Source organism: Bacillus sp. F56 (genome assembly GCF_001748205.1).
GTDB lineage: Bacteria > Bacillota > Bacilli > Bacillales > Bacillaceae > Bacillus > Bacillus stercoris.
Genome location: NZ_BDFC01000007.1, coordinates 199,155 through 212,182, shown reverse-complemented (window position 1 = coordinate 212,182; position 13,028 = coordinate 199,155). Strand labels below are relative to the sequence as shown.

Here is a 13,028-nt window from a genome sequence, read left to right as displayed (position 1 = left end):
TTTTTTGCGCAAAATCATGTTAACCTCTAACTTCTTTATCAGTAAGAACTTTTAAAGCATCTCTTACTTTTAATGCGAAGTTGATAGGTTTATCAATAGATTCGAAATGAATATACATCAGTCTTGGTTTATCAAACAACCAGTGATTATGAAGTGACGTGACAATCAGATCATGTTCCCGAAGCACACTAATAAATGGATTGATTTCTTTTTGAAGAATCACGGTTTCACCACTGCAAAGAGCGCGGCCATCTTTTGTCATTGATTCAAATGAAAACAACTGAGGAATGAGTAAAAATGATCTTCCCGGTCTTCCCAGTACTTTTGGTTTTATATTCGTTCGTGATCTCATCACTGTGCAAATTCCATTTTCAAAAGTATGCATGGTTCCACCTAAAATATCGTTGAATTCGTCACAAAGACCATGCTGTTGAATCATTTCACCATCAACTTTTGCTTCCGCACGGACTGTTCTCTTGATAAGAACTTTCATAGCCTCCCTGACTTTTCTTGCAAATGTGAGAGGTTCGTCTATTGATTCAAAATGCATAAACATCAGACGTGGCTTATCAAACAGCCAATGGTTATGAACGGCAGTTACAATAATACCAAATTCGCGTAACTCACTCATAAACGGATTTACTTCTTCTTGAAGTAAAACAGTCTCACCTAGACATAAAGCTCTGCCATTCCGATCCATGCTTTCAAATGAAAAAGCTTGAGGAATAAAAGGAAATGCTTCTGCTCTTCTTCCAAGTACCACTGGATGAATGTTGTTTCGAAATCTTGTAGCCGTACATACACCATTTACGACACTAGGTGTTGAATTGAGAATCCTTGCAAATTCCCTGCAAAGTTGGGATGGCTCCATGCCCATTTCTTCCACTGAATATCTCCTCCTGAATATATTTACACCTTACTTTAAAGATATGTGGAGATGGAAAAAATGTAACACGGCATGAGTCTATATAGGAGAAATTCAATTGTTATTTAAGTTACAAAATGATCAATATTCCTCTGAAAAAATGAGTAGCCGAATGTCGTATGGTCCAATAATAGTTTTTTTAATATGACAGTATAAAATCTTTTGAGTAAAGAAACCTAATGGAAAAGGTTCGCTGAAAGGAGGAAGAGTATGTGGGGAAGAAAAAAATTGAAAACAAAACATCCTTAGTCTGGAAAATGGCTATTGCATCTGCTGTTTCTTGGGAAGCGGCAAAACTAGTGGGCTCTAAACACCCGTATTTAGCACCTCTATCTGTTATATTATGTTTGCAAACGACCATCGATAAGTCGATTCGATTTTCTTTTCACAGGATTGTGGGAACGGCAATCGGGGTCATGTTAACAGCCTATCTTGTTAGTCATTTACATATGAATGGTTGGATATTGGGTCTTTTAATGTTAGGCGGGACCTACATTGCAAAGTGGTTAAGATTAGATGAAACGGTTTTACATCAGGTTGCCCTCACCATTTTATTAGTATTTACGTTTGAAAGAACATCTAAAGATTATGTGATAGATCGGATCATCGATACGATTATTGGAGTCATTATCGCTATTTTGATTCATATGTTACTTTTTCCGCCAGACTTTACAAAAAAGGCAGCCGGATCTTTTCAAACATTAGCTCATCAGCTTTCTGACATACTTTTAGAACTGTCCAAATGGGTTCAATTAGAGTGGGGACAAGGAAAAGGGAACTTAATGGAGTATAAAATGAACCATCTCCTACAGGAGCTGCATGCGACAAAAGAAATGTTACAAACGGCTTCTCAGAGCGTAAAATTCAACCCAATCAGAAAAAAGCATAAAATCATTCTCTCAAGATATCAAATGCAGATGCAAAAGATGAATGCAGGATATGAGTATGTATCAAATATCGCGAAAACGTTAAAAGAATGGGAAAAAGAAGGGACTTTATCTTCAAGTGACAAAATGGAGTTGGGCAATGATTTAAAAATGTTAAGTGAATTTTTTGAGGAATTTAAAGGAATACAACAGGGGCAAATAAACGATTGGAAACACAACATGCTATTGGAATCTCTTCGTTCAAAACTGATGTTGTATCCACCGCCTAATCATAAGGTCTATAAAGACTCTTTTTTTTAGAAACGACAAAATTGCTGAAAAACCTATAATATTTTTTCGAAAAAAGAATATGGATATACAGATGTAGATGTAATGAGGTAAAAGCGGGGGAATAAAATGGATGATATACACCGGATTTTGGATGTAGTCGCCAATTCTAAGAATGCTATGGTATTGGCTACCATAATTAAAGTAGAGGGGTCCGCTTATAAAAAAGAAGGGGCCTCCATGTTAATTTTAGGGGACAAAACAAGAGTTGGCATGTTATCTGCCGGTTGTTTAGAAGAGGATCTTGTTGAAAGGGCAGAGCAAGTTTGGACTACAGGAGAGCCCTTGATTGTTCATTTTGATATGAGTGAAGAGGACGATTTATCGTGGGGACAGGGAGTTGGCTGTAATGGTGTTTTGACGGTTTTACTCGAGCCTGTAAAAGGGGAATTAGAAAGAAATCTTAGGACAGTAAAGAAATGCTTAGATATAAAAAAGTCTGTTACTCGAATGAAACGATTCACTAAAAGATTAGAGCCAAGGGAAGATATGTATATCGTTGAAGATGGCAGCGTGTTTGGAACTGGGGATGTTAAGGAGCTAGGCTGTATTCAAAAACTGAGAAATCAGAATCCCCTTTATGATACAGAAAAGGGAATCAAAAGAGATGAATATACGTCTGATTTATTTTTTATCCATCAGATGGTTCCAAAACCTTGTTTATATGTCTTTGGAGCAGGGGAAGATGCGAAGCCATTAGTTTCTTTGGCAGCTGGTATAGGCTTTCATGTCACAGTGATTGATTGGCGTCCTTCTTTATGTCATAACGGCCATTTTCCTAAAGCCGACGATTTGATTGTAGGAGTACTGGAAGAAGTAATGGAGGGTCTGAGCATTACAGAAAGGGATTTTATCGTCATAATGACACACAGCTTTCAAAAAGATCAGATCATTTTACATAAATTTAAAAATATGGATGTGTTTTATAAAGGTGTATTAGGCCCTAGGAGGCGAACGGAACGACTATTAGGCGGGGCTCAGATTCCAGAAGATATTCATTCCCCAATTGGACTTCCCATTGGGGCACAAGGCCCCGAGGAAATTGCTATAAGCATTGTTGGCGAGATGATTAAAAACATGCGAAAACAAAGGTCTACCTCATGAAAACAGCAGCCATATACTTGGCAGCTGGTACAAGCAGACGTATGGGAACAGATAAGCGAAGTTTATTTCTTAATGGAGCCTCCCTAGGAAGTATGGCTCTTAAAAATGCCTTGTTATCTAAATTAGATCATATTTTCGTTATCACGAGAAAGGGAGATTCACTGCATTGGCTTTCGGCTTTTTTCTTTTTATATCCTATGTCAAATAAGTGGAGTCAGGTGGAATGTGAGCAAGCGGGTAAGGGCCAGGGCCACTCCATACAATGTGGTTTAAAAAGAGCAGTAGAGTATGAGGCTGATGCCGTTATCATTCTTCTTGCAGATCAGCCATTTGTCACCACAGATATCATCAATACGTTAATTGATTCCTATCAAAGAGAGCACCACTATTCATTTATAGCTGCTGAAAATCAACATCTGCCTATGCCCCCTATCTTATTTTCAAATCAATGTTTTCCAGTGTTACATCAGTTAAAGGGAGATCAAGGCGCTCGGTATGTCATCCGTGAACGTATTTTAAATACGGGAAAAATGATCAACTTCCAAGACCCTTTGCTTTTTTATGACGTAGATACAGTTAAAGATTACACTTTACTACTGAATAAATTCGGGGAGTGAATGAGTTGGAGTATATCGGGAAAAGTGTTATACGAAAAGAGGCCCTTGAAAAAGTGACAGGAAAGGCGAAATATACAAATGATTTTCAAGAAACAGGGACATTACACGCAAAAATGTTGGTTAGTCCGTATGCCCATGCGAATATTGCTTCTATAGACTTTTCAGAAGCTTGGAAGATTCCTGGAGTGAAAGCGATATTGGGTGATGAACCTTTTCCGCTTGTAGGTGAAGAAATTAAAGACAGGTCGCCGATTGCTTATAAAAAAGTTAGATACCATGGTGAGCCAGTTGCTGTAGTTGTTGCGGAAAATCCAATCATAGCTCAAAAGGCGGCGGATGCCATCAAAGTGTCCTATGAACCTCTTCCTGTCGTAAATTCCCCCCGTGCGGCCTTCCAGAAGAATGCTCCCCTCGTCCATGAACATTTGGACCGCTATGAGAAGAAGGAAGGTGTATACCCGGTTCCGAAGACAAATATCGCAAACCAAGATAAAATCAGAAAAGGAAATATAGAAGACGGGTTTAGGGAAAGTGATGTGGTAGCAGAGTTTCAAATTTCCTTTAATCCTTCTGATCACGCTGCTATGGAAACAAGATGCTCGATTGCTGAAATTCGAGCGGATGGAGAGATTATCATCACCACATCCTCTCAAGCTCCTTTTGCCATTAAAAAATTAATGGAATGGTATTTTGGAATTGAACCTGGAAAGGTTATCGTCAAAACCCCTTTAGTAGGAGGGGCGTACGGGGGAAAAGCAGCAGTTCAGTTAGAGGTTATTGCATATTTGGCATCAAAAGCAGTTGGTGGCCAGCCCGTAAAATTATTTAATTCAAGAGAAGAGGATATGATCACATCTCCTGTTCATATCGGATTGGATGCCATCGTAAAATTAGGAGCAACAAAAGATGGCATCTTAAAGGCGGCAGACATTCAGTTTTTATTTGATGGCGGAGCATACTCCGATAAAGGAGTTGACGTCAGTCGAGCTGGAGTGGTTGATTGTACGGGTCCATACGCGATCGATCATATATGGTGTGATTCATATTGTATGTATACGAATCATCCATATCCCAGTGCATTTAGAGGCTATAGTCATGCTGAAGTTTTATTTGCCTTTGAGCGAACAATGGATGTATTGGCAGAAAAGCTAAACATGGATCCATTAGAACTTCGCTATAAAAATGCCATTCGTCCTGGTGATACTACACCTACTCAAGTTCTTCTCAATTCAAGCACGGTTGGAAATGTACCAAAATGTATTGAAAGATTGAAGGAATTAATGAATTGGGATGAGGGACAGAGAATTGAAATCGGTGATCGGAAGATACGGGCAAAGGGGATCAGCTGTATTTGGAAAACGTCAACATTTGATACAAATGCAACGTCCGGGGTTATTTTAACCTTTAATCCTGACGGAAGCATTAATTTGATGTCAGGGGTAGTGGAAATTGGAACAGGGACAAAAACAGTGTTAGCCCAAATCTTAGCGGAACGAATGAAAATGGACATAAGCAAAATTCATGTAAAAATGCTTATCGATACCCAAACAACACCTGAGCATTGGAAAACTGTAGGCAGCAGAGGGACTTTAATGGGAGGAAGAGCTGTACTGAATGCAGCGGAGGAAGCCATTCGAAAGCTTAAGGACGTGGCATCTTGTGTGTTAAGAGTTCCTGTTGAGGAATTAGAGGTGGCTGATGGAAAGGTTTATTTTTTAGATAATCCTAATGTGAATGTTGAAATAAAAGACATTGCTTACGGATATACATTTCCAAATGGAAATACCATTGGCGGCCAAATCATTGCGAGCGGCAACTACACATTAACCCGGATGACGAATTTAGACCAAGAAACAGGAAAAGGAAAGCCGGGACCCGAGTGGGCTGTAGGCGCTCAGGGAATTGAAGTTGAATTAGATAAACGGGATTATACGTATCGAATTACAAAAGCCTATTCTGTTGTGGATATAGGAACTGTACTGAATGAAAAAGCGGCAAGGGGTCAAGTGATGGGGGGGATGAGTATGGGAATTGCATTTGGAGGAAGAGAAACCTTTGTATTTGATTCATACGGCAGAGTATTAAATCCTCAGCTTAGAACATACCGCCCCCTTCACTATGGAGAGCAGCCTGAATATATCATTGAATTTGTTGAAACACCGCATGTGATTGCGCCTTATGGAGCGCGCGGCGGCGGGGAACACGGACTGTTGGGGATGCCGGCAGCATTGGGAAATTGCCTTTCCACTGCTTTAGGTGTCCAATTGAATCAACTTCCTCTGATTCCTGAACATTTATGGAGGACGCAAGAGGGGTGGAAAGATGATACCGTTTGATTTCGACTATTTTAAACCGAAGACCATTCAAGAAACAACCCGCCTGTTTCACTCTCTTGCGGCCGAAAAGAAAACACCAATGTATTATTCCGGCGGCACAGAAATCATAACATTAGGAAGGTTGAATCTCATCTATACGGATGCAGCTATAGATATTAACGCACTTCCGGAATTTCATACCATCCGTTTTCATGAAAAGTATCTAGTGATGGGAGCAGGTGTGTCATTAACGAAAGTGGAGGAAGAAAATCCGTTTCCGTTATTGAGTAAAACAGTAAGTGAAATCGCGGACCGGACGGCTCGAAATAAAATCAGCCTGGGTGGAAATATTTGTGGGAACATCTATTACCGTGAGGCAGTCTTACCGTTGTTAATTTCCGATAGTTTGGTAGGAGTCGCAGGGAGAGCAGGGCTTCGTTACCATCCTATTAATAAAGTATTTAACAGGGAAATACAATTACAAAAAGGGGATTTTTTATTTCATATCCTTATAGATCGAACGTATATAGAATCGCCATTTGTAAGTATAAAAAGAAGACAACAGTGGAATGTTGGGTATCCATTGGTGACAGTTTGTGCACTGAAAAAAGATGAAGAGGTTAGAATGGCCTTTAGCGGCGTATGTCCATTTCCTTTTCGTTCTATTGAAATGGAGAAAATGTTCAACGATAAAAGCTATTCATTAGAAGACAGAGTGCGCAGGTCTTTACAGTATCTGCCCAAACCCATTCTTGATGATGTAGAAGGCTCAAGTGAATATCGAATATTTGTCTTGCAACATGCAATCTTGGATGCCTTACATGAATTAGAAGGAGGCCCAAATGTCTAACCCTATTACATTAAAAATAAATGGCAAGGAAAGACGGATTACTGTCAGACCAGCCGATACTTTGTTATATGCCCTTCGTCTTCGTCTTGGATTAACTGGTTCAAAGCCAGGCTGCTTAAATGGCGATTGTGGCGCCTGTACGGTATTAATAGATGGAGTACCGATGAAATCTTGTTTGATGCTTGCAGTAGAAGGTGAAGGTAAGGATATTACTACAATTGAAGGACTTATAAATACGCCAATCCAAAAGGCTTTTATTGAGAAATTTGCGTTTCAATGTGGCTATTGTACCCCAGGTTTTCTAATGAATTGTCATGCTTTAGTGAATACTGAGCCGAACGCTGGCGATGAAACGATAAAAGATTGGCTGCAGTCCAATATTTGCAGATGTACTGGTTATAGGGAGATTGAAGAAGCAGTTAAATCTGTTTTACATACAGAGAAAGAGACTCATTAACGATTACCAACGCTCCTCTTTAAAAGAGATTAACATTCGGATAACACATGAAATATTTTTTTCTAATGAGATCACTTAAGCCTGAGATGAACTGAATGTTTCATCCAGGCTTTTTAAGGTATAACATGGCCTTATCCTAGAGATAATGCATATAGCCAATGATGAGTCAGCTTCCTGTAATGAAGAAACGTTTCTCAGCAAACGAAGGAGGCTTGGGTATCTATAGCTCTTTTACCATTACTTTTTCGCCATTAAAATCGAGTTCACCATTAAAGTGAAATCCAAACCTTTGATAAAGGCGAAGAGCATGAATATTATTTTCAAATATACTTAAATAAATTCTCTTACATTTATATAGCTCAGCAAGGTGCTGAATGAGAGCTTTAAGCATTTTCTTCCCTAATCCTTTTCCTTGATAGTGTTCGTCGATAAAAAATCGGTCAAGCCAAACTCGTCCATTTTTATTATCTTCATCATACTCGGGAAACAATCCATACATTGCAAAACCGACTAGATCTCCTTCAGAGTAAAGCCCGACAGGTTTATAATAGGGGCATTCTTTCGCATCCTCTAAACATACTTTTACAGATTCAATATATGATAGTTGATTCTGGCTGACATGCAGATCAAGAATGGCAGCACGATTATCATCAGTTACTGCTTTTATTTTTATACTCATACACATTCTCCTTATTTTTCTTATCCCCCGGTTAGGCTGCGGCTTAAGGTGATGGCAGATGGAATTGATATTGCTAAAACTCAGCATTACTATATTCAAGTCAAGCAACATGTAGCCTATCAAATTAAGTACCTTATCTTATTGTGCCTAACCAGGGGCATTCCCTGCATCCAAATGACTTGCCTTTATAGAGAATAAATTAATGTAAAGCTGCAGCATCATTCTTATTTTCTTTCCAAACCATTGTAAGACCAAGGCCGATCACCATAACGAAACCTGCAAATAGGAAAGGAAAATGAATGTTAAGATCAAATAGGATACCGCCTAGAGCGGGGCCAAATATATTTCCCAGGCTGGTGTACGTGGAGTTCATGCCTGCTACGAAACCCTGCTGGTTACCGGCCATATTGGATAAATGAGCAGTTAAGGCCGGACGTAGCAAATCGAACGCCAGAAAAATAAAACAAGTTACAAGCAAAACAGTTAAAAATCCTGACATAACAGTAGAAATGAAAGCTAAGATCGCTCCGGTTATTAAGCATAGCTGAATGATTCTTTTCTCTCCAAGTTTGTTGACCAATTTCCCGAAAAGTAAAACTTGAATAACTACCGCCACAATGGAACTAATCGTAATAATGGTTGCAATATCTTTTGGTGTGAAGCCAAATTTATGATCAGAAAACAAGCTGAATACCGTTTCATAAGCTGATAAACCAAAAGCCATTACAAAGACGATAATAAATGCAATGAAATAGACAGGATGTATGGACCTCTTCAAGTCTTTAACGAAATTTGACTCCTTTGTATGAGATGAGAGTTGATGGCGTTCTTCTATTGACAATGACTCTTTTAGTATAAAAACGGAAGTGACAGCTGCTATTAACGCGATGGCGGAGGCGAAGAAAAACGGCATGCGGATACCAAAGCCGGCAATAAATCCACCCGCACCAGGCCCAATGATAAAGCCTGTGCTAATTGCAGCAGAAACATACCCCATAGCCTTTGACCTTTCCTTTAGGGTTGTCATATCAGCTACATATGCTGTTACCGCGGTCATGATAAAAGCCGCACTTATGCCACCCAATATCCTTGAAACATAAAAGATTGAAACATGGGTCCCTAATCCGAAAATCAGCTCTGATAAACTGAATATAAGCAACCCGAGAATAATCATTTTTTTTCTGCCGAAACGGTCAACCCACCTACCTGCAAAAGGTGACGCAACTAACTGAGATATGGCAAAAGCCGCAACAAGATAACCCATAGTGCTGCCGGATAAATGCATGATTTTCATAAAAGAAGGCATAACCGGAATAATTAAACCGATACCAAGAAATGCTACGAAGATGTTGCTCAATAGTATAATGAAAATCGTTTTTTGCTCACTTATTGATTTTTTCATTTAAATTCCCCTTTACTCAATTGAACCCTTTTACCTATCCTTTTCACTTGAAGCTTTTTTCAAGTACAATCAAATCATAAGGTATATGGTTACCGTATAGTCAAGGAGGTTTTTATGGGCGAAGATGTGAGGAAGTATTTCACAACAGGGGAGTTTTCAAAGCTCTGCCGTGTAAAAAAACAAACCTTATTTCATTATGATGAGATTGGTCTATTCTCACCGGAAATAAAAAAAGAAAATGGGTATAGATATTATTCCTATCATCAATTTGAGATTTTTCAAGTCATCAGACTATTTAAAGAGCTTGGCGTTCCGTTAAAAGAAATAAAGTGTCTAATAAAAGGGAAAACACCAGATAAGATCCTGCATGTTCTAAAAGAAAAATCTGTTGAGATTGATAAAAAAATAAATGAGCTTAAACAGCTGCAAACGATCTTACATACAAAAGTAGCGCTTACTGAACAAGCACTTGAGACTGATTTTTCCTCAATTTCATTTGAGTATTTACATGAAGAAACATTCATGTTAAGCCGAAACACATTAAACTTACCAGAACGAAAATATGTGGCTGCCATTTCAGAACTCATTCATGAAGTTCAACAATATGAATTAGATGAAGGATATCCGATAGGCGGAATCTTTGCACGGGAACAAATATTACAAAAAGACTTCTACAATTACAGTTACTTTTATATAAAAGTAAAAGATGGGATAGAGAACATAAATTATCATGTGCGGCCAAAAGGCCTGTATGCAGTTGGATATGAAATAGGCGGAAACACTGAAGAGGCGTATCGCAGAATCATTGAGTTCATTGAAAAGAATGGAATGCAAATAGGGGAAAATGCATATGAGGAATATATGCTGGATGAGATGGTAGTTGACGGGTATGAAAATACATACGCCAAAATCCTCCTTCAAGTTAAGGAGGTGTAAGATTACGAGATGTTGATATGGAAAAATTGTTACTATTGTGTGCCCAAGAAGAATATAAACTGGTTACATAAAAGCGAGCCCACATACAGGTGACGGTACAAACGGCACTGGGAACCGCAAGTCTATCGGCGTTGACATATGCGATAACGATTCAGGAGGCGCTAAATACTACGCTGCTGAAAATCTGGCCAACAAGTTTGTGGCGCAGCTGCTTAAAGAACTCGTAAGGGACTTTTTTAATGGTTTCGAAAATCCCTAGCTATACAGGGTGTTTTCGAAATCATTTAAAAAACAACCAGTTACCGATTGATTATCGATGACTGGTTGTTTAACTTGCAAGGTGCTTGAACCCTCATATCAGAGGCTCTCTCTCCAAAAATCTACTCTGTTTGGAATAGCTTGAACTTACTGCTCTTTTTTATAAGCTTTGAGACGTGGGGCGAACAATCAGTTCGTTAATGGTTACGTTCTTCGGCTGCTGGATAGCAAACAGTATGGTTCTTGCAATGTCGATTGGATCAAGTTGACTCCATTCCTGGCTCCCCAATTTCTCCAATGCCGGATAAATGGAGTTATCGGTTATGGTATCGTACAGTTCGGTCTCCACTGCGCCGGGGGAGATGAGCGTCGTCCGAATATTTTGCGTGTGTCCCAATTCCATTCGCATACCTTCTGTTAAAACCCGTACAGCATGCTTGGTCGCACTATAAATAGAGCTTGAAGGGAAGATGATGTGTCCCGCAATGGACGAGAAATTAATAATATGTCCCTCATTACGGTCCTCCATATGTTTGTATACCGCCGCCATCCCGTAGAGAACGCCTTTAATATTCACATCAATCATTCTCTCCCATTCGTCAACCTTCAAATTTCTGAAGAACGAAAGAGGCATTATGCCAGCATTATTAATCAATATGTCGATTTGACCATAGACTTTAATGGTTTCATCCGCCAATGCTTCAACGTCAGCGCGCGAAGTGACATCAGTCACCTTGTAGCTGGCCTCGCCTCCAGCGTTACGGATTTCTTCTTGCAACTGCTGCAATCGGTTTTCTCGGCGAGCGGCAAGCATAACTTTAATATTGTGTTGAGCGAGAAGTTTAGCTGTAGCCGCTCCCATTCCACTGCTTGCACCTGTAATGATTGCTACTTTTGCATTCATGTGTGATTCCCCTTTGTCCTTTTATTAGCCACTCATCGCTGGCTTGATTCTAGGTTATCAATTTGAGTTTGCTATAAGTCAAGCCTCAATAATTAAAATATTTCTCATAGGCGTAATCCCCACATATCCATGGTTTTTAGGTGATGAAGGATAATAAAAGAGGGTAAAAAAGGGAATGAATGTATAAAATACATTAGAGTTCACTCTAATGTATGAATCAAAAAAACAGGTCTTCATCCCGTAAAACGCTCTCCACTTTAGAGCGAAATGTTGCACGACGGAATCCTAGGGTAGCATCTTGTTCAATTCTTTTTCCTGCATGTCATAAAGTGCCAGCTTGTAATTGATTTGCTCCAAATATTTAATAGTCTTCGAGAGTTCCTTCTCCACTTTTTCCTTGTGCGTAAGCATCATTTGTTTACGCATGGTAAGTGTGTTCTCGCCTTCTCGGTATAAATCCACATATTTCTTGATTTCGGCAAGTGGCATGCCCGTCGCTCGCAGCGCCAGAATAAAATTCAACCATTCCATACTCTCTTCGTCATACAATCGATTGCCACTCGAGTCGCGCTTGACGCATGGCAGTATTCCTTCTCGTTCATAAAATCGAAGAGTATGTGGGGTAATTCCGGTTTTCTCCGAAATTTCTTTAATCTTGAACATCGTTTTATCCTCCAATCATCGAAGTAAACTCTAACCTTTTTTCCTCATTCACTTCTATATTACTGGCATTAATTACTGATTATTAAGCGGATTTGTCTAATTTAAAGGCGGATTCAACAAGCTTTTAAATAAGAGTATACTGTTGGGTATTCGAAATAAAAAGCTATACTTTCATTAGCGATCTCATGATCCAAAAAACAATTACGGGTTCATGGAGAAGATATTCTGTAATCAAAACAAAAGAGGTTTCCCCCTGCATCTGTAGCAAAAGGTATAATCTTATCAACTAACTGGTCTTTAACATTATCAATTGTAATAAGGAGATCAATTGGTCGAGTAGGATCTCCGATGCTCAGTAAATTGTTGATTGATTCTCGAGAATCTTGAAATAAAACGACCTTTTTATCTATAGGGAAACATCCATTTTGGTCTTTAATGAACTCTCTGTAATCTGTCGGGAACTTGATTTTTAATTTTTCTTCTACATACTCAATTTGACTGTTTGTGAGGTACATCTCTCAATGAAGAATTTAGTGGTTTTGGAGATTGGCTTATTAAAAACCCACTTCGTGGATGAAGACAATGCTTCAAATGGAGTTTTAAAAATTGCGCAGGTCGAGTTAATGCATAAAAAGGAAGGTGATTAGACCTTCCTTTTTTATTCGGATGGATTGCTGAACTTGTGCCCAAAATGAATAAAAAAA

General features: G+C 39.0%; 12 protein-coding genes and 2 pseudogenes. 8 read left to right on the top strand and 6 right to left on the bottom strand.

Features of this window, described 5'->3' with window-relative positions:
* Positions 1 to 19: 19 nt before the first annotated feature.
* A complete protein-coding gene (locus BFW96_RS12320; protein ID WP_014664722.1) occupies positions 20 to 886 on the bottom strand; it encodes a DUF1259 domain-containing protein in 867 nt (288 codons plus the stop codon).
* Positions 887 to 1,182: 296 nt separating this feature from the next.
* Between BFW96_RS12320 and BFW96_RS12315 the strand changes: the two are divergent.
* The 6 genes and pseudogenes from BFW96_RS12315 to BFW96_RS12290 all read left to right on the top strand — a co-directional run bounded on the left by BFW96_RS12315 (position 1,183) and on the right by BFW96_RS12290 (position 7,482).
* Positions 1,183 to 2,141, top strand: a pseudogene (locus BFW96_RS12315) (FUSC family protein).
* Positions 2,142 to 2,208: 67 nt separating this feature from the next.
* The gene (locus tag BFW96_RS12310) at positions 2,209 to 3,243 is read left to right on the top strand and encodes an XdhC family protein (protein ID WP_069839555.1); all 1,035 of its coding nucleotides are present in this window, start codon (positions 2,209 to 2,211) and stop codon (positions 3,241 to 3,243) included.
* Positions 3,240 to 3,860, top strand: coding sequence for an NTP transferase domain-containing protein (locus tag BFW96_RS12305; RefSeq protein ID WP_069839554.1), 621 nt, complete (start codon positions 3,240 to 3,242; stop codon positions 3,858 to 3,860). The genes BFW96_RS12310 and BFW96_RS12305 overlap by 4 nt, the downstream gene beginning before the upstream one ends.
* A 5-nt stretch (positions 3,861 to 3,865) precedes the next feature.
* Positions 3,866 to 6,196, top strand: a complete 2,331-nt coding sequence (locus BFW96_RS12300) for a xanthine dehydrogenase family protein molybdopterin-binding subunit (protein WP_069839553.1) — start codon at positions 3,866 to 3,868, stop codon at positions 6,194 to 6,196.
* Positions 6,183 to 7,025 (top strand): FAD binding domain-containing protein, encoded by an 843-nt coding sequence (locus BFW96_RS12295; protein ID WP_040082383.1) that lies wholly within the window; start codon positions 6,183 to 6,185, stop codon positions 7,023 to 7,025. The genes BFW96_RS12300 and BFW96_RS12295 overlap by 14 nt, the downstream gene beginning before the upstream one ends.
* A complete protein-coding gene (locus tag BFW96_RS12290; RefSeq protein ID WP_069839552.1) occupies positions 7,018 to 7,482 on the top strand; it encodes a (2Fe-2S)-binding protein in 465 nt (154 codons plus the stop codon). The genes BFW96_RS12295 and BFW96_RS12290 overlap by 8 nt, the downstream gene beginning before the upstream one ends.
* A 220-nt stretch (positions 7,483 to 7,702) precedes the next feature.
* On the opposite strand, the gene bltD is transcribed toward BFW96_RS12290, so the two are convergent.
* Both bltD and blt read right to left on the bottom strand, forming a co-directional pair.
* Positions 7,703 to 8,161 carry a spermine/spermidine acetyltransferase gene (bltD, locus tag BFW96_RS12285; RefSeq protein ID WP_069839551.1) on the bottom strand — a complete coding sequence of 153 codons (459 nt, stop codon included), beginning with the start codon at positions 8,159 to 8,161 and terminating at the stop codon, positions 7,703 to 7,705.
* 199 nt (positions 8,162 to 8,360) lie between these two features.
* Positions 8,361 to 9,563 (bottom strand): multidrug efflux MFS transporter Blt, encoded by a 1,203-nt coding sequence (blt, locus tag BFW96_RS12280; protein ID WP_069839550.1) that lies wholly within the window; start codon positions 9,561 to 9,563, stop codon positions 8,361 to 8,363.
* 114 nt (positions 9,564 to 9,677) lie between these two features.
* On the opposite strand from blt, the gene bltR reads away from it, so the two are divergent.
* Together bltR and BFW96_RS21905 are read left to right on the top strand one after the other, a co-directional pair.
* Positions 9,678 to 10,499, top strand: a complete 822-nt coding sequence (gene bltR, locus BFW96_RS12275) for a multidrug efflux transcriptional regulator BltR (protein WP_069839549.1) — start codon at positions 9,678 to 9,680, stop codon at positions 10,497 to 10,499.
* An 82-nt stretch (positions 10,500 to 10,581) separates the two neighbouring features.
* Positions 10,582 to 10,719: pseudogene (locus tag BFW96_RS21905) on the top strand (N-acetylmuramoyl-L-alanine amidase); the annotation flags it as partial.
* A 198-nt stretch (positions 10,720 to 10,917) separates the two neighbouring features.
* Here BFW96_RS21905 and BFW96_RS12270 read toward each other — a convergent pair.
* The 3 genes from BFW96_RS12270 to BFW96_RS12260 form a co-directional block, all read right to left on the bottom strand.
* A complete protein-coding gene (locus tag BFW96_RS12270; RefSeq protein ID WP_069839548.1) occupies positions 10,918 to 11,661 on the bottom strand; it encodes an SDR family oxidoreductase in 744 nt (247 codons plus the stop codon).
* Between the two features lie 285 nt (positions 11,662 to 11,946).
* Positions 11,947 to 12,324, bottom strand: a complete 378-nt coding sequence (locus BFW96_RS12265; RefSeq protein ID WP_069839547.1) for a MerR family transcriptional regulator — start codon at positions 12,322 to 12,324, stop codon at positions 11,947 to 11,949.
* A gap of 209 nt (positions 12,325 to 12,533) precedes the next feature.
* Positions 12,534 to 12,839 carry an SMI1/KNR4 family protein gene (locus BFW96_RS12260; protein ID WP_234698035.1) on the bottom strand — a complete coding sequence of 102 codons (306 nt, stop codon included), beginning with the start codon at positions 12,837 to 12,839 and terminating at the stop codon, positions 12,534 to 12,536.
* Between the last annotated feature and the right edge of the window lie 189 nt (positions 12,840 to 13,028).